Source organism: Paraglaciecola aquimarina (genome assembly GCF_032464635.1).
Taxonomy (GTDB): Bacteria; Pseudomonadota; Gammaproteobacteria; order Enterobacterales; family Alteromonadaceae; genus Paraglaciecola; species Paraglaciecola aquimarina.
The window spans coordinates 4,405,029-4,423,509 of the sequence record NZ_JAWDIO010000002.1; the positions used below are offsets into that span (position 1 = coordinate 4,405,029).

Sequence of the window (18,481 nt, forward strand, 5' to 3'; positions counted from 1 at the left end):
CCATGACCCAAACTATACAAAACAACATGCTCAAGAATGGACTTGTTCTAGCCGTTTTTGCTGTGGTTACCACCGGCCTTATTGCCCTAACCTACTTTGGTACCAAAGACCAAATAGAGCGTCAGCAACAACTAAAGCTACAATCAATTTTGCATGCTATTGTTGATGAATCTAGCTTCGACAACGAAATTCAGTTCGATTGCGCAATCGTCACCGAACCTGATTTATTGGGCAACAAAGCACCGCAGAAGGTGTACCGCGCCACCAAACAAGGCGAAGCGATTGCCGTAGCAATCGAAACCACCGCACCTGATGGTTATAGCGGTAAAATTCATTTAGTTGTTGGCATGTATTCCCCTGCTCCTGACAATGTCGTGGTGTCGGGTGTACGTGTTCTTCAGCACAAAGAAACACCCGGCCTAGGTGATAAAATCGAGCTCAGGATCAGTGATTGGGTGTTAGACTTTGAACAACAAAAATACCATCCAGATATCAGTGATATGTGGACAGTCAAAAAAGATGGTGGCAAGTTTGATCAATTTACCGGCGCCACCATTACCCCAAGAGCGGTAGTCAAAGCAGTTAGAAAAAGTATCGAGTACTACTTGGCCAATCAACAAAGCATTTTTACTGCAGACAATGCTTGCCAGCTTGATAGCGCAAACCAGTGAGCCAAATAAATGAATGACTTTAAAGAACTAACCTTGGCAAGGATTGTGGAAAAACAACCCTGCTTTAATCCAATTATTAGGCTTATGTCCATTACTTGCCGTTACTCAAACCTTAACAAACGGACTAGGTTTAGGTATAGCAACCACACTTGTACTGATTGGCTCAAACGCTACAGTCTCGTTAATTCGCAATTTGATCCCCAATGAAATTCGCATTCCAATTTTTGTGATGATCATTGCCGCTTTTGTGACCATTATTCAACTTTTAATGAATGCCTATACCTTCAAGCTATATCAAGCCCTAGGCATATTTATCCCACTGATTGTGACCAATTGCGCCATTATTGGCCGTGCCGAAGCATACGCCTCAAAAAACAGCTTAGGTAAATCGGCATTCGATGGCTTAATGATGGGACTGGGGTTTACCCTCGTATTGGTTCTTCTCGGCGCATTACGCGAACTGCTAGGCAACGGCACCTTATTCGACGGCGCAAACTTGCTAATGGGCAACTGGGCCACAGTATTAAAAATCACCGTATTTGAAACAGATAGTCCGTTTTTATTAGCAATTTTACCCCACAGGAGCCTTTATCTTTATGGGCTTTATTATTGCTTTTAAAAATATACTCGACGCCCATATGGAAAGCATATTTGCCGAGAAAAAGAACAAAAAATCGTGCAAAGAGCGCGAGTAACGAATGAAAGCTAGAGCTGTTAAGCGCTAACTTCTAAAACAATAAAACGATAGCAAAATGAATAAATCCAAACGTTTAGAAATATTAACTCGCTTACGAGATGACAATCCCCATCCCACTACCGAGCTTAATTTTAGTTCACCATTTGAGTTATTGATCGCTGTTTTACTATCCGCTCAAGCAACAGACGTAGGCGTAAATAAAGCCACAGCGAAACTTTACCCAGTGGCTAACACCCCCAAGCAATATTAGATTTAGGCTTAGAAGGGTTAAAATCATATATCAAAACCATAGGTTTATTTAACACCAAAGCCATCAACACCATGAAAACCTGCCAAATGTTGGTGGACTTACATGGTGGCGAAGTACCAGAAAATAGAGCCGCATTAGAAGCTTTACCTGTAGCGTTGGCCGTAAAACCGCTAACGTGGTGCTAAATACCGCTTTTGGCTGGCCCACCATAGCGGTAGACACCCATATATTCAGAGTGTCGAACCGCACCAAACTGGCCATGGGCAAGAATGTTGATTTAGTTGAACAAAAACTACTTAAAGTAGTACCGGCTGAATTTAAAGTGGATGTACACCATTGGTTAATTTTACATGGTCGTTACACCTGCGTGGCTCGTAAGCCACGTTGCGGTTCTTGTATTATTGAAGATTTATGTGAGTTTAAAGAAAAAACTGATTAAGTATCACACAAACGTTTGTTAGTGCTTAAATTCCCCTTGTTTTAAAAAGTGAATAGTTTGTTCTGCAACCTCCAAATCGTATCGCATTTGCGTATGAGTGACTTCTATCTCGATAAAGTCACTCATACTTTTTAGCTTTGTTGATTCTACCGACACCAATCCGTCATTTGGTCCGATAAAATATTCACTGGTTAGGCTAGAGGCTTTATTCCCTGCAATAATGCCTAAGTTGACGTCTATCTCTTCAAGGTGACTGCCTAAACTATTTTTACCTGTCATTAATGCAGTGCTTATTTCACCGCCTATTTTCATTAACCAAGAATCACTTATGTAATCAGCAAACTCGCTACCTGTATTGGGAGTTCCCATCAGTACAATTTCACCGATATTTTGATTAATTAGACTGTCTTTGTTTTTCATGCAAATAAGATCTAATTACCAATCCACCAAGAGAGTGTACAAAAAGCGCTTATCAGGACAGCCATGTTAATTTTAAACCGACAATGATACTTAGTTTTGAACATACCTGTTCCGCTGGGTTTACAATTGCCGTCAACGCTTGTCGTTCCCGCAAGCTGTTAGCAGGGATCCAGCATTTATCTCCCAAAAATATGAACAAACATTCATTTCATAGGGCATAACTCCTGAACGGCATAGAGTAAGCCATAAAATTGCAATGAAAATAATCACGCAGGTTTTCCCAGCTTCCAGATATCTATCGAAGCGACGCTGGTATCATGGGTGTCTCAATAGGAGCTTCTCAATAGGAGCTCTCAATAGGAGCTAGTATCATGGGGGTCTCAATAGCAGCTAACTCAATAAGATATTAAAAAGAATGGATTCCGGCTAAAAAGCACACCGGAATGACTAAGGTGGTATAAAAACGTTTGACAGCATTTATCTCCCAAAAATCTGAACAAACATTCATTTCATAGGGCATAACTCCTGAACGGCATAGAGTAAGCCATAAAAATGTATCTAATTTTGACAAAACGACAGACAAACTAAAGACCCCGATCGGGGGTATGGCCTGCCTGTCGATTTATCATATTAACCTTTAATCCCACTAATCCCCAAACTTAAAACGAACACCTGCGTTTACAGTGAAGCCGTCGTTCCGTGACCAAATATCTGTGGTCCAGCGGCCACTTGGGGCTTGTTGTGCTAGCAACAACGAATAGTCTTTAGTTTGACGCACATTGAGTAGGTTTTCGGCATTTAAGAAATAGCTCACTTTGCCAATGGTTATTTGGCCGAGTAAACCTAAGTACCAATAGGCCTCACTTTTACTATGCCCAGTGCTGGCCAGATAATCATCTTCTAAGTGCTGGGTCCCTGTGTAGTAAGCTTCGAATCCAACCAAGTGGCTGCCATGTTCTTCCCACATGATCACCGCCCCTGCTGAATGTTTTGGCGTGAGTGTTAATGGTTCGCGGCCTATGCCTGTCTCACTTTGTTTGGTGGCATCCGTATACAGATAACTGCCTGTGAGTTTGATGTCACGCCAGCGATAGCGCAGCAGTAATTCAGCGCCACGTATTTCGCTGGCCCCTAAAGCATTGACAATACGCACTTTTTTGTTTGAACTAGGTTGATTATCAAAGCCATCGACAGGGTCAATCACGACAAGCTCAGTGACATTATCTACGTCAGACGAAAATATTGTCAGGCTAGTTTCAATACTATCAAACAGGTAAGTAACGTCGATTGAAGCTGTGGTAGCTTGCTCTTCAATAACATTTTCAAAGGGTGCTAGGCGCGATAAACCCGCGTCTTCAATGTCTTCAATAAAAGGGGTGGGAGCAAAAAAGCCTTGGCCATATGAGCCGCGAATGGTCCAGTTGTCTGGATTATATAACACTGACACCCTTGGACTAAACTGGGTACCATATTCACTATGCCAATCGGCACGGGCGCTAAGCGAAAGCGATACATCGTCACTGGCTTCATAATCCACCTGAGAAAATAACTCAGGTACTTGATAGTGATAATTAAACTCGGCAAAGTCTTGGGATTCGAAACGCTCGACTTGGTAAGCAGCACCCACAACCCATGCAGTTTTATCACTATATCCCGATACGCTAGACTCAAGTAAGTAACTTTGATGAAGGTCGTTCTCTTCAATCACGCCATAAACATGGTCGTGCTCTTGGCGCATAGCAGAGCCACGTAAATTCAGGTTAAGATCATTCCCCAGAGGTTTGTCAAAAATAAAGCCACTGTCGAGCCTAAGTGAGTCTTGGTTTTGCACAAATGAAGTGCCGTCGGGCACAGTTGCACCTTCTGCAGTACCGCCGTTACGCTGCTCCTTCATGGCCCCCACTGTCACATACAAATTCTCGCCGTTTTCCCCTGCCAATATAAACGGGGGCGAATGGTCGCCCGCTGGAATTCGGCCATATCTAGCCAACCATCGTCATCTAAATCTTGTTGCTGTTGATTGTGTATACCTGCGGTTAACGAAGCACTGGTGTTTTTATTAATAGGTGCAGCAAGGTAAGAGGTAAAATCTTGGCCATTTTTTGAGGTGGCGTTTAATAACACCTCCCCTTCAAACTCATCTGACGGGGTACGAGAAATAAGATTAATCACACCGCCTAAGGCAGAACCGCCATAGAGCGACGATGCAGAGCCTTTAATAATTTCAACATTCGCCAGATCAGTAGGCGGGATTTGTAATAAACCAATTGATGCCGTTTGGCCGCCGTATAAAGGCAAACCATCACTGAGCAGTTGGGTATAGCGACCATACAAGCTTTGCAAACGAATATTGGCACTGCCCAAGGCTGGAGAGGTATTTTGCACCCGCACACCGCCTGTTTCGGCAACCAACATAGAAATATTACCTGGTCGCATCATGGCTTTTTCTTGAATTTCTTCGCCGTTGATAATTTCTGTGCGAGTAGCCGACTCGGTGACAATTCGCCCTAGGCGCGAAGCCGTGACTTGAATTTTTTCAATCTTAGGTTCGTCATGCCCATGATGATCATCTTTATGCTCATCATGGTGGCCAGCTTCATTGTGATGCTCTTTTTGCTCTTGATGTTCAGCTTCATGGCGCTCTTCGTGACCTTCTTCAAGGCCTTCGTTATAAGCTGCCTGATGCTGGCCGCCTTCATTTGCGTAAGATATTGCAGGCACCAACAGCATAGCTATAGCGACTTTAGAATATTTAGTAAGCATTTTTTACCTCAAGTAATGCCAAAAACTGCGAAGATTTCGCAATTCATAAAACGAGTTTTAGTGTTTTCTAGGGGGATACGATGAACTAAGAAGTAAAAATAGGCGGTCGATACAAAGAACTAACAATATACTGGGGGGATGCTTGCACGAATGACAAGGCTAACTCACTGTTGAGTATTAACTTTGACAGAGCAAGGGTGTTGTCTACATAAACCATAGAAGTACATGCGTTTGCAGGACAAAAGCAATCGCCTTCACAGCAGTCTATATCGCAACAATCATCAGTATCGTCTGATACTAATGACTTAACGCCATCGATACTATTGAGAAGACCATCATTGAGCTCGTGACTGAGTTTGTTACCTTTTATTTGTTCAGCGGCCTCACCCTCAACGGTTTGCGAGCGACCGCTATCATCAAACGCCACAAAATGGTACGCCATGGATTGCCCGACAAAGGCAAGCAACAGCGTTATCATGAACAGCAATTTTGACAATGGTTTACACATATAACTCTTAATAAAAATGAGGTGGTTAAGATCTAACAAAAACCCCGCTATTGTATGGATTTTTGCTAAATAAGTGAAGGCCAGTTACGAGTATGTACACTTGTTTTCTCATTAGAGCTAGAAGACTTGCAGCTGCGTGCTGTGCCACTACGGGTTAAAATGATGAATACGAATGCACGCCCTATCTAAGCTGTGTTTTTGGCTAATTTATAGGCTAAGCAATCCCCCAAAAACGTTTAGCTCTGTGGGGATTTTATCCACGACTGTTAAGGCTCCATTTTATCCACTACTTAGGAGGTTGCCTGTATAACCTTTTAAACTCGCGACAAAACGGCGAAGAGCTTTGGTAGCCACAAACTGCGAACAACTAGCAGATATCATTTAGCATATTGAGCACGATTAGATTGTAGAGTTTGCCGTGCTCAGCATTGCCCGGCGCAATAACTTGGCCTTTGGCAAGAGGGTCATTTGGTATTTTTCGCATGGGCAATAAAATCATTTAGGTAACCAATGTGTTGTTCATCTTTACGAATACCTACAAAGATTTGTTTGCTGATCCCTTCTCTCCAAAACGTAGGCTTTTAATTGGCATTGATTTTGAGTGTTCGTCCACTAACCAACCCGGTAAGGCACACACACCTCGTCCCGCTGCAACCATCTGTAGCATTATTTCCGTAGTTTCAATATTTTTGTGTTTCTTTACCGAGCACTTTGCTGGGTTAAGAAATTGATTAAAAATATCCAAGCGCATCGGTTCCACAGGGTAACTAAACAACACTTCTTCTGTTAACTGCTCGGGCAAAACAAAGTCTTGTTTAGCCAGAGGATGGCAAGTAGCCACAACTAGTCGGTGTTCATAATCAAAAACAGGGATATAGTCTATTTTCGGCTTAAACAGAGGATCGGGCGTGATAAGAACATCAATATCATAGCTCAGTAAAGCACCTAAGGCGCCAAACTGAAATTCCTGCATTACGTCCATATCAATATCAGGCCACTTATCCAAATAGGGTTGAATGACCCTAAGTAACCATTGATAACAAGGATGACATTCCATCCCAATTCGGAGCGAGCCCAATTCGCCTTTGGCTATTTGCTTGAGCAGCAACTCGGTGTGTGAAAATTGCGGCAATACTCTATTTGCAAGGGTTTGAACGCGCTCTCCGGCCGCTGTGAGACGCAAGTTTCGCCCTTCTTTTTTCCAAATTGACGTGCCAATTTGACCTTCCAGTTTTTTAATACTGTGGCTTAGTGCAGACTGAGATAGGTGCAAAACGTCAGCCGCTTTAGTTAACGTACCATGCTCTTTGATTGAGGTGAGTATTTCTAAATGGATCCTCTCTAACAACTGGAAACTCCTTCAGTTAAGCTTAATTGATGAGCAATTTTCATTATTTGACAATGTTATAGCATTTTTGCTCATCAATTAATTGCCTTATTCGCCATTAGTCATGGCATAGCTCTGTCATGACTTTACAGGCTAAGGTTTCAACTTAGCGATATTTTATCCCGCCGCAATAGATGACTGCCTGCCTGTTAAGTATTTTCCAACAACTCTCTGCGAACAATTTCCGCCCCGGCTCGTAAAGCATTTAACTTGCCCTTCGCCACATCTCGAGACAAAGGTGCCATGCCGCAATTGGTACAAGGGTAAAGCTTGTCTGCGTCGACATATTTAAGTGCTGCTCTTAGGGTATTGGCCACTTCTTCTGGCGTTTCAATGTTATTTGTGGCCACATCTATGGCCCCCACCATGACCTTTTTTCCTCGAATTAATTCCAGCAATTCAATTGGCACATGGGAGTTGTGACACTCTAGCGAGATGATATCGATATTAGATTTTTGTAATTTAGGGAAGGTTTCTTCATATTGACGCCACTGCGAACCCAATGTTTTTTTCCAATCGGTATTTGCCTGTATTCCATAACCATAACAAATATGTACCGCTGTTTCGCATTCAAGCCCTTGTATGGCTCTTTCTAAACAAGCAATGCCCCACTCATTTACCTCATCAAAAAACACGTTAAATGCGGGCTCATCAAATTGAATGATATCAACCCCCACGGCTTGCAACTCTTTGGCTTCTTGATTGAGAATTTTGGCAAATTCCCATGCTAATTTCTCACGGCTTTTGTAGTGCTCATCAAACAAAGTATCGATCATTGTCATCGGGCCGGGTAGTGCCCACTTTATAGGCTTATCAGTTTGCTGCCTTAATATTTTCGCATCTTCCACAAAAACTGATTTTGGTCGTGATACCGGCCCCACTACTGTCGGCACACTTGCATCATAACGATCACGAATTTTAACGGTTTTACGATTTTCAAAATCAACACCCGTTAGATGCTCAATAAAAGTAGTCACAAAGTGTTGCCGAGTTTGTTCACCGTCACTGACAATATCAATGCCTGCATGCTGTTGTTCTTGTAAAGACACGCGCAATGCATCATGTTTGCCGTCAATTAACTCTTGCCCTTGCAATTTCCATGGTGACCACAACGCTTCTGGCTCTGCCAGCCAAGAAGGTTTAGGTAAACTACCTGCCGTTGCTGTTGGCAATAAGTGTGTACAAATATTGGATTTCACGCTGTGTTTTTCTAAAGTCGATGTTTTCATAATATTTACTGCTGTACCTTTTATTCTGTATAGAGTGTTGCACTGATAACCAAACACCTAGCTTGGTTAAACCCCGTAATTAGCAGACCACTGTTCAAGCTCTGTTTGATAGGGTTTAATAAAATGCTGTTCCGCAAATTTACCCTGCTTGATCGCCAACTGACTGCGCTCTTCTCTGTCGTAAACAATTTTTGTAAGTGCATGATCTTGGTTGTGCAGATTGGGTTGATAACAATTGCCTGCCACAACATTTGCATTGTAAATCTCGGGGCGGTAAATTTTTTGAAAGGTCTCCATAGTACTGATGGTGCTAATCAATTCTAGGTTACTGTAGTCATTCAATAAGTCGCCAGAGAAGTAGAATGCTAAAGGAGCAACACTCTTTGAGGGCATAAAGTAACGAACCTGCAAACCCATTTTCTTGAAATATTGCTCAGTTAGTGAAGATTCGTTAGGAATATATTCATACCCTAAGACCGGATGTTGATTGTCAGCGCGCTGATAAGTTTTACTATCAGACACACTTAAGCAAATAACCGGCAACTTTTTGAAATGCTCTTTGTAAGCGCTAGAGTTGACGAAACATTTGAACAGCTTGCCGTGTAGTTCGCCAAAATCATCGGGAATGCTAAATTGAGCTCGTCCTTTATTGTGAGCGCCTAGCACAACACTAAAATCATAGTCCCGCACATAAGAAGAAAAATTATTTCCTACTATGCCTTCAATACGCTCATTTGTTTGATGATCGATAATATTGGTTTTTAACACTTCGATAGACGGAAAGCTGTAGCCGCTTTTCTGCATATCCATTTCCACGGAGATAATTTCAAGCTGCACAGAATAGCGATCTCCTTTGAGATTGTCCCAGTAAGCTAAGGCATTGAAACGATCATCGATCATCTTCAATGCATTGCGTAAATTCTGCTGCCTGCTGGCACCTCTAGCCAAATTAGCAAAGTTGGTGGTGATACGTGTATTGTCTGCAGGTTGATAGTTTTCATCGAGACAAATGTTTTTAATAGTAAATGTAAACGCTTTATTCATGATGCTGTAGTGTCCGATTTAAATTTATTTAACCAAGATTAATGCTTTACTCATTCTGGATTTCCATTCCCTTGTTAGAGGCACTGTTCCGGATCCAGGAAGTGCTATCTGGTCGCTCAGAGTAGGATGACTTTATACTGGGTTAGTAACATGAATAAAAATGGTCATATTTCATTGATAGATGAAATATATTCATAATAACTAGATACACTATCTAGCGCAGTATCAAATAAGCCTTCCCTGCTGAATATAAAATTGACTTGCACCGTTGGTTAATTTTGCCAAGCAGTTATACTTGCCAAAAAAGCGACATGCCTTAGATGATGCATGTGAACGCGAATAAGCTCAGAAAAAATAGGAACAAATAATGGACGGTAACAAAAGAGCCAATATTAAAATTGGTGCTGAGGTATCAATTGTGCTGAAACAAGATCAAAGAAGCGGTGATTTAACCGAAGGTGTGGTGGCTAAAATACTCACCAATTCAGCCAATCATCCCCATGGTATAAAAGTCATGTTAGATGATGGTAAGGTTGGTAGAGTCAAAGTAATTCACTGAGCGACATAGCGAAAATGACAAACAGCATGGTTATTTAAGGGAATTAGCATAATCATTCGCCTTAGAACTGCTTATCAATTCTTACCGAACCATCGGCCAAATAAATCATGCGAATTTTATCCCGCGGCTGGAAGATCATCTGTTGATCAAAATCTTGGATTACCATGTATTCCTCGCCACGCTCAGTAACTATCATCAACTCAACCAAATGCTTAAGGTAATTTGCTGTTGGCTCGCTGAGTCTTGACTGGCTACCGTGCTACCGATCAGAGCACCTAATATGGTTGTCACCACTCGCCCTCGGCCACTACCAAATTGGTTGCCTATGGTGCCACCTATTAAGGCACCACCAAAAGACTTCCAGCCATTATCTCGATCTTGGATCAATTCTGTTTCAGTGAGATTTCGTACCGTTTTCACTTTACCAAATAATACTTTTTCCACGGGTACCGCTTTGTTACGTTCATAATCTGCATAACTAGCAGACGTAAAGCCTAGAATTAAAATACAAAATATGAATGCTTTCATAATGTTGTCCTCACTTACCAACCTACCATTTCTTTCGTACGGGTTTTACGAATTTCGGTTTCATCTGCCCATTCAACTAAACCACTTTCTAAATCCATTAAACGCATAGTGAACTTGTAGTACAGATCAGCTTGGTCGGCGTTATTCTTAACAATACTCGACAAATTGCCGTACAACATGTACTCAGCCCCTACTTGTTTACCAAATTGCACCGCTTTACGAGTATCCACTAAACCACTTTCATATTGAAAATTAAACTGCTCTCGTACGGCGTCTACTTTACTCATATCAACAAACCGAAACTTACCTGATTGCAGCAATTTAGTGGTGATGGAATCGGTAATTGACTCAGTGTCTATATGTTCACTGGTTTTGTTTTTCACAGAATCCACAAACATAATTGGTCTTTTATTGGCGGTTAATGTGCCAACTACAGGAGAGGCCACAAGCGAATCTGCCATTTGATTCGCCACTTTTTGTAAGTCGGTAGAACCAAAATTGATATTGGTCGTTTCTACCGCCTCGGCATCACCATATCTAACGACAGGTTTGTTCGCACAACCCGCTAGCAGAGAGATCGACAAACCTGCGACTGTTACTAAAAGGTACTTTTTCATCTTACTTTTCCTGTTGTTCAAATGACTATATAAAAAATTGAAAACGCTGACCCATTTTGTTGCAGAGCCAATTTATAAATTCAAAATCTGATAATTTTGCTGTCTGCCAATGGTTGTCACATTAATCATAGTTAACCTTTTTGCATGCACATCCACTTCAACCTTTTGGGGGCTATCCCCATTATTAAGCTCCAACATATGCTGCCCTGCTGGTAACGATAAACGCACCATTTGTACATCGTCAGGCAAAGTTAACCAACTGCGAGTGTCTGCTTGCTCAGAAGACATATTGTAAATAAGGGCAAGTATGTTGCCTACATCTCCGCCTTTTCTACTTAAGGTACTACGTAACTTTTCTTTAGCGATTAAGCGTAAAGTTTGTCTAGTCACAAGCTCTGGGATCTGTTGTTGCAAGTCTATTGCAGCCAGCGAAGCCAGGTTCACAAGCTCTTGAGATTCATAGCTTTGCTGGCCAAAAGTTACTGTGTAAGGTTTATTACTCGCTAATCTATTCTGGTAAACTGGTAAAGCAAATCTAAAAAACCTAGGCTCATTCTGGCTAGTAAAAATTGGTAAATCTAGTGAAACTTCATTTTTGCTTGCCACCATACCTTGCTCTATCAAAATCACCACTTCTCCAGAATTATCAGGGGTTAAGCGGTACGCTCCAAATAACTCGGTATATTTTGCTAAGTCATCACTCATCCCCAATTTAGTTGCCAGTCGCAATACATCTTTTTGTATGTAGGTATTGTCTGGATATATATCTAACGCTTTTTTGTAATCAATATAAGCATCATTAAATTGTGAGGCTAACTCGTACATCAAAGCCGACAAGTAATAGGTATAAGCATTGTCTGCACTACTCTTTTGACGACCAATCACATTGCTCATCGAAGGGTAAAATCTGTTAAGGTCTTCTTTACTGTAACGCTTGGTTGTGCCAGCCAATGTACCAGTACTTTCTGGCAATTCATTTTGATGAACTAGGCTGGCTCTGCGGATCTCCACCAAGGCGCCCTCTACACTACCGAGATACAAATAATTCAACGCTTGGTAGGTATGCAGCATACTTTGCTCGTAAGCAGGTATTTGGTAAGCAATAGCATTGTCACTACTCAAAATAGACGCTACGTTATCCACACCTCGACTAATACGTATTCTAGCTTTGTCCCGCTCTGCTTCAATTACGGAGTAAGCATTTGCGAAGCTCTTGCGGCTCTCTTGCCAGTTACTGGCCAAAAACTGCAAACGTCCTTTTTCTAACATACTTAAAGCATAGTTATTGTTCGCCGTATCAAGGTCTGCCACCATATATGCAGCTTTGTTAAAATCACCTGCCTGTTGAGCCACTCGCACTGCCTGCATTTGCTTGGCATACCCTGAAAACAAATCGTTCAACTGCATACTAGTACAGCCTGATAAAACAAGACTTAGAAAGACTATGGCGCAAGTAGGTAAACGAGATTTATTCATTAATTTTTTGTATCGAGTCAATAAAGTTCTTAAGTTAAGTGGCCCAAACCTAGATGAATAAAGTAAATGGGCACGTAGACGAATATCTCTCAGTTCACTTCGGTATTAATATTATGGGGGCTAATTTAGCAAACTAAACTGAACAGATGCTGAAGGAATAGATGCGTAAATGTTACGTTATATTACCGTTGCTCTTGCCGCACAAATTGAATGCGGGATCTGGTGATTATGCTCCACTATATTCCATGCCCAAAGGCTTTCTTGGTTGTTCCAAGGGTAACCCCCTATAGAATAATACTGGATTATTTTATAGGGGGTGGCAAAAATACGGTGCCAGCCTCCCTAACTTCGATAATTATTTACTGGGCATTAGTGCTTTAGCCAAAGGAGCTCTGCGGCCAACATCTACCGGATGATAGTGCGCTTCTAGGTAGTCTAGAATGATAGGTTCTGCCTCACCTAAAGGCCATAAACCTTGTGTTTTTTGCATCCACCTAATAGCACTTAACCAGCCTTGACGAGACATTTTATTTTGACTGACTAATTTTCCAGAATGACAGGCTGTACAATGAGCTTTAACTAACTCAAAATTTTTGTCGATAATCAAACCTGTTACGGGATCTATCGGCAGGGCCACTGGCGACTTTTCTGTCGCTATTGCTAAACCACTAAATAACAGTGCTGTAAGTAACATTGCAACTTTGCCACTCTTGCTCATATAAGCTATCCACTTCATTACATTACACCACTTGGATCGCAACGCGATGACAGGCATTATTCAAGTACCCCTTCGGGTTCCAGCCAGGTAAAATCATTGGTTGGCTGATGCCATCACTATCTGTGGCTTTTGCCCATATTTCATAGTATCCGGTTTTATCGAAGCTGACTTCGCCTTGCCAGTGTTGCCATGCGTTTTTATTGACAGCTTTAGCGAGCGTCACGGTTTGCCATGTTTGGCCAAAGTCTTTTGATATTTTTACCTGCTGTATTTCTTTGTCACCTGCCCAAGCGTGTCCTCTTAATTTGAGAGGCTGTTTAATTTTCTGATGAATGCCTGATTTTGGAAAAGTAATTAACGACTTCACCGGCATAGCATGAATTATACACATGTCTTCATCAGCTACTTTTGTTCCTGGAGCCACTGGCTTGCATGGTACTCGATAGGCAGTGCCTAACATTTTTGCCCCGTCATGCACCTGATCTCTAATCACAATCCGTTCTAACCATTTTCCAGAAGTAGACGCCGGCCAGCCGCCTATAACTAAACGTAACGGGTGACCATTCATCAACGGGATTTGTTCATCATTCATAGCCCATGCAATTAAACACTCGTCTTCCAACGCCTTTTGAATAGGTACACCTCGAGAAATAGCCTGTTTACTCGGATCGCCACTTAAGTGAGAATCCTTGCCGTAATAACCGATATAAACCGCATCTGCTTTGATACCCACATCTTTTAGTACATCAGCCAACCTCACCCCCGTCCATTTAGGACAACCCACCGCTCCAGTAGTCCATTGATTACCTTTAGCTTGTGGTGAGAACTCGGCTCGGCCATTGCCGCCGCACTCTAAGGTTAATTGGTAGCTGTAATGAGTAAAGCGCGATTTTAGCTCGGCAATTGAATACACTTTCTTTTGCTCGGCAGACTCCCCTTCAACAGTGAGAGTCCAATTATCTAGGTCAATTTCAGTAGGAGGAATGCCATTATTTCTGACAAACAATTTATCACTAGGGGTTACTTTATCATCCAATAAATGGGCTGGCGTTTCGGCGTTAATGGGTCGATCATTAAGTACCACCAGCTCAGAATGTTTACCTGCAATCTTAAATGCTTGTTCGTTGTTGGCTAACGCAACAGGTACCATGCCCAAAGGTAAAGCACCTGCAAAAACAATGCGACTACCCAATAAAGCGCTCATAGATGCAATAAAATCACGTCGCGTGAAACCTTGCTTTTCAGCGGCATCAGCAGTGTGTTCAACAATTGTACCTAGTGTTTTTTTGGTCATAAATAATCGACTCCCTATGATGAAAGCGCCAGCAGGCTACCTTGAAATATTGCCAATAATTTTGTTCGTAGATTTAGAAAACGGACATGAAAAAACGAAATAGCCCAAGCCGAAGACAGTGTTGACACTTAAACTATGCCAACACACTGCTACTCACTTGTTGTTACAAACAAAGAAGGCATTTTTTAACATTTATGTGACAACTTAATCAAGGTGGATAAAGCAACAAAATGTAAATGAGTAATTTAATGACCAATCACAAATAAAAAAACGAACGATGTGAGCTAAAAATGATGGCGAGGGTCACGAATAAACCTCATACAAAATCACCTAGCAACCTTAGATGTATCCTAAGGCTGCTAGCCGATTGGCTTAGCGGTTTTCGAGGCGGTTATAATCTAACCATCCGCCTTCTATTGGATTTTGCTGCATAAAAAGTTGATTTAGTTTGTCGCTAAAAGCCCAAAAATCTTCCGTGGTTCTTCTGACCGCAAACAAATCCATGAATGCCGTATAATCTTGCTCCGTTTTAATTTGCTGCGCCTTCACCACTAGCTTGGCTAAGTCACTTTCTTTTACGCGCCAAAACGCATCAGGATAGCTACCCAACAACCCATGCACCAAAGTAACGGTGTCATTTTTTGGATCTCGGTTATCGCCTTCATTAAACAAACTATTCACATTGAAATGGGCACTATTGCGCACCAAAGTGAAAATTTCGGCTTGTCCACTGTCTTGTGGCTCAACCAAGATCATGCTTAGCTCCGGTAGAATCGCTGCCGAGAAACCTTTTATATTATTAAGTTGCTGTATCAAAGCTTGACTATTTGGGCTTAATTTACTGTCTTGCACATTAAACTTTGTGGGTTGCACCTTTTCAACTCGTTTAGCAAAAATTTCGAACAGCTCTTTTTTGTGCGCTGAGGTTTTAAATGTCAGTCCACTGGGTTGATCAAACGGACTAATGTCACCTTCAACGAAAGAAGTTAATTCGGGACTCGCTTTTTGATACCAAGAGGCACGTTCTTGACGACGACTTTCGGCGGGCATAAAGGCTAAAAAGTTAGACTCGCCTTCCATACGTAAAAAATCCATATATAAACGCGTCATTAACTGGTGCCCATAATTACCATAGACATCAAAGCCTGCGACCAATAGATAATGAATTCGTTCAAGCAAGGCATAATCAATGACCCATGCAGTCTTAGGCGGTTTTCCAACCAACCCTTTTATCACTGTGGCGTTATCGAAATGGCGGAAAATAGTCAACGTAGCGTTATCATTCTCTCCGTCCCCGTCCCAAATATCATCGGCGGTAAAATGTTGGCCGTCTTCAAGAGTTTGCCCCATGAATTTATGCCTAGCCCGCATGTAATCACCTTGCCGCGCCGCGTACTCAAGCCAAGTTACCGCCAAAGCAGTACTTTGCTTTTCTGCTGGTAATCGCAAATTACCTTTTTGTGACTCGTAAAATGCATTCACTTTAGATGAGGCCGCCACTTCGGGTTTTATGAAATAGACCCAAAATCGATCGTTGATCACGTTTAAAGCAACTTGCCCTCGACACACAGGCCCCTTGATGTAACCCATGATGGTATTTTGCGCGCGCTCTAACATAAAACGGTAACGAGCATTAACCGGCAATTGGGTAAAAGCGGTCAATGGGTTTGCGGCAATAACGGGGTCATAACTAGGCAATTGGCTCACGCTATATTCAGCGTCCACAAACCATTTTTGCCATTTATCGGTTAGGGCCTTATGAATAGCATAAGGTTGGTGGGCTTTAGTGACTATTGTCGACGTGACCGGCTGTAAGCGGTAATACACGCGATCAACTTTAGGTGGGTCAAAAGGTCGGCGGCTAGGTATAACCTCAATGTCTTGACCCATAGGCGTTTTTGAACGAACCAAATTAAAAAATTGCGGCTGAGTATCAACATCAGTCAATTCGCTGAAATATAAATGGGAACTAAACAAATGTTCATAAATATAGCGAGCGCTTAACTGCATTTTTAAATTATCAGCGTTTAAAAAGACTTCTAAATTGTTAACTGCATTCTGAATATTCTGTGCAATGGGCCTAGGGGCTGGCATGAATGCCCCACTTTCTATCCAGCGCATTAAGGTATTATGCTCCTGCTGTGTTAGCTCAGGTAAGGCATATGGCATCCCAGCAAATGGCTGGCTTTTCACATACCCTGGATATTCCTCCATAGTAGGACAGGTCTGACTACGATCAATGCTCACATCGAATCGTTCATCCAGTAATTTGCTCTTTGGTTGAGGATATTGCTGCTTTTGGGTCAACATTTTAGCCAACACAGAAGCTTGAGTATTTGCCTCAGCGTCTTGTGTGCGTTCATTTAGCACAGGATAGAAGTCACGCTGACGCCATGATTTTGTATCGAGTGCATCGATAAACAATCGATTTGGAGTGGCCGCTAATATGCGATCGCCATGGTAAACCTTTTCTTTATTTGCCCCTCTATCAATGCCCTCAGGCGAAGACATTTTGAGCTGACACGGCGCGTCGTAACAGGCGTGACAAACCACACATCGGCTTGCAATTATCGGTTCCACATCCTTTTCGTAAAAGATAGCCGCCGGACTGGCTGAGTTGATGGCGGCAACTCGGTTGCTAGTATCTTGTTGCCCATATAGTTTATTTAAATCTAAATTAACTATTGCCGCGCAGCCAGTCAAAACCAGCATGACGCCAATGCATATTTTTATCCAGCCTAAATTTTTATTTCGCATAAATGTCCAGTAGCAAAGTTGTATCAAAAGAGGGTTCTAAAAAGTGTGGATGTAAGAAGATAAGGTAACCAGCGACAAAATCAAATTAAATGCTAGTTTACCTTGAGAGACCTGCTGACTCAAGCCGAAGCAACCCAAAATGGGTTTAAATGCGGACCTAACATTATAGCCATTTTGCACTAGGCTTTGAATATTCACCGACATGGAAAGCACTGAATATGAACTCACCTATTTATCTAGTGATCCTACAAATAGTTTTATTGCTGTTATTCTCTAAGGCATTCTGTTTTGCTCAAGGTGGTGACACACCTATCAATCCCCCAACAATGCTCTCTCAACAACTTGCCACCACTTATCAAGATGACATTGATGTAAAAGACTATTGGGTCAGTGAAAAGCTTGATGGCATAAGGGCCCGCTGGACGGGCACTGCGCTAGTCACCCGCAATGGCAATATGATTCACGCCCCACTTTGGTTTGTGAAACATTTTCCCGCCCAAGTTTTAGATGGAGAGCTGTGGCTGGCTCGTAACAGTTTTCAACAAACAGCTTCAATAGTTTTACGTGATACACCCAGCGCTGATTGGCAAAAAATAACCTTCATGTTGTTTGACTTACCCACCCATAAAGGTCATTTTAGCCAGCGTAACAGCGCTATGCAGGATCTCGTAGCTGCCACGAATAGTCCTTACTTACAGGTTATCCCTCAGTTTAGTCTAAGCAATCAACAACAATTGATGCAAAAGCTAGACGCACTTGTCGAACAAAACGCTGAAGGACTCATGTTACACCATAAAAATGCCTATTATCAGAATGGTCGTAGTACACAACTTCTCAAGCTAAAAAAACATCAAGACGCCGAAGCTATAGTCATCGCGTATATAGCGGGCAAAGGAAAATACCGCAATATGTTAGGCTCATTATTAGTCGAACTAGTGGATCCGACGAATAAAAATAACAACCCACAATTTAAAATAGGTTCGGGCTTTACAGACGCAGAACGTCAACAGCCACCAGCCATTGGCAGCACGATCACCTTCAAATACTACGGTTTAACCACCAGAGGCATTCCCCGTTTCGCTAGCTTTTTGCGGATAAAGCCCACTAAATAGCACAGAGTATTG

12 protein-coding genes and 5 pseudogenes are annotated in these 18,481 nt (G+C 42.1%); 5 read left to right on the plus strand and 12 right to left on the minus strand.

What is annotated here, in order from left to right; genetic code table 11:
- Positions 1-2 precede the first annotated feature (2 nt).
- The 3 genes and pseudogenes from rsxG (at position 3) to nth (ending at position 2,057) form a co-directional block, all read left to right on the plus strand.
- The gene (rsxG, locus tag RS130_RS21865) at positions 3-671 is read left to right on the plus strand and encodes an electron transport complex subunit RsxG (RefSeq protein WP_316027677.1); all 669 of its coding nucleotides are present in this window, start codon (positions 3-5) and stop codon (positions 669-671) included.
- Between the two features lie 9 nt (positions 672-680).
- Positions 681-1,380 (plus strand): annotated as a pseudogene (locus tag RS130_RS21870) (electron transport complex subunit E).
- A 43-nt stretch (positions 1,381-1,423) separates the two neighbouring features.
- Positions 1,424-2,057: pseudogene (gene nth / locus RS130_RS21875) on the plus strand (endonuclease III).
- Positions 2,058-2,075: 18 nt separating this feature from the next.
- On the opposite strand, the gene RS130_RS21880 reads toward nth, so the two are convergent.
- The 6 genes and pseudogenes from RS130_RS21880 to RS130_RS21905 form a co-directional block, all read right to left on the minus strand.
- Entirely contained in the window at positions 2,076-2,477 is a 402-nt protein-coding gene (locus RS130_RS21880) for a hypothetical protein (RefSeq protein WP_316027678.1), read from the minus strand.
- 646 nt (positions 2,478-3,123) lie between these two features.
- Positions 3,124-5,207, minus strand: a pseudogene (locus RS130_RS21885) (TonB-dependent receptor plug domain-containing protein).
- Between the two features lie 118 nt (positions 5,208-5,325).
- The gene (locus RS130_RS21890) at positions 5,326-5,682 is read right to left on the minus strand and encodes a hypothetical protein (protein ID WP_316027679.1); all 357 of its coding nucleotides are present in this window, start codon (positions 5,680-5,682) and stop codon (positions 5,326-5,328) included.
- 530 nt (positions 5,683-6,212) lie between these two features.
- A pseudogene (locus RS130_RS21895) lies at positions 6,213-7,096 on the minus strand (LysR family transcriptional regulator).
- A 188-nt stretch (positions 7,097-7,284) separates the two neighbouring features.
- On the minus strand, positions 7,285-8,364 hold the full coding sequence (locus RS130_RS21900; protein WP_316027680.1) for a methionine synthase: 1,080 nt from the start codon (positions 8,362-8,364) through the stop codon (positions 7,285-7,287).
- A 66-nt stretch (positions 8,365-8,430) separates the two neighbouring features.
- Positions 8,431-9,408: a DUF1852 domain-containing protein gene (locus tag RS130_RS21905; RefSeq protein ID WP_316027681.1), complete on the minus strand. Its 978-nt coding sequence runs from the start codon at positions 9,406-9,408 to the stop codon at positions 8,431-8,433.
- Between the two features lie 367 nt (positions 9,409-9,775).
- Here RS130_RS21905 and RS130_RS21910 point away from each other — a divergent pair, with 367 nt between their 5' ends.
- On the plus strand, positions 9,776-9,967 hold the full coding sequence (locus RS130_RS21910) for a YwbE family protein (RefSeq protein WP_316027682.1): 192 nt from the start codon (positions 9,776-9,778) through the stop codon (positions 9,965-9,967).
- Positions 9,968-10,028: 61 nt separating this feature from the next.
- On the opposite strand, the pseudogene RS130_RS21915 reads toward RS130_RS21910, so the two are convergent.
- The 6 genes and pseudogenes from RS130_RS21915 to RS130_RS21940 all read right to left on the minus strand — a co-directional run bounded on the left by RS130_RS21915 (position 10,029) and on the right by RS130_RS21940 (position 17,357).
- A pseudogene (locus tag RS130_RS21915) lies at positions 10,029-10,495 on the minus strand (outer membrane lipoprotein).
- Positions 10,496-10,509: 14 nt separating this feature from the next.
- Entirely contained in the window at positions 10,510-11,112 is a 603-nt protein-coding gene (lpoB, locus tag RS130_RS21920; RefSeq protein ID WP_316027683.1) for a penicillin-binding protein activator LpoB, read from the minus strand.
- 72 nt (positions 11,113-11,184) lie between these two features.
- Positions 11,185-12,588, minus strand: a complete 1,404-nt coding sequence (locus RS130_RS21925) for a COG3014 family protein (protein ID WP_316027684.1) — start codon at positions 12,586-12,588, stop codon at positions 11,185-11,187.
- A 355-nt stretch (positions 12,589-12,943) separates the two neighbouring features.
- On the minus strand, positions 12,944-13,324 hold the full coding sequence (locus RS130_RS21930) for a hypothetical protein (protein WP_316027685.1): 381 nt from the start codon (positions 13,322-13,324) through the stop codon (positions 12,944-12,946).
- A gap of 4 nt (positions 13,325-13,328) precedes the next feature.
- Positions 13,329-14,600, minus strand: a complete 1,272-nt coding sequence (locus RS130_RS21935; RefSeq protein ID WP_316027686.1) for a sulfite oxidase — start codon at positions 14,598-14,600, stop codon at positions 13,329-13,331.
- Between the two features lie 372 nt (positions 14,601-14,972).
- The gene (locus RS130_RS21940; RefSeq protein ID WP_316027687.1) at positions 14,973-17,357 is read right to left on the minus strand and encodes a fatty acid cis/trans isomerase; all 2,385 of its coding nucleotides are present in this window, start codon (positions 17,355-17,357) and stop codon (positions 14,973-14,975) included.
- 218 nt (positions 17,358-17,575) lie between these two features.
- Here RS130_RS21940 and RS130_RS21945 point away from each other — a divergent pair, with 218 nt between their 5' ends.
- The gene (locus RS130_RS21945; RefSeq protein ID WP_316027688.1) at positions 17,576-18,469 is read left to right on the plus strand and encodes a DNA ligase; all 894 of its coding nucleotides are present in this window, start codon (positions 17,576-17,578) and stop codon (positions 18,467-18,469) included.
- Positions 18,470-18,481: the final 12 nt, after the last annotated feature.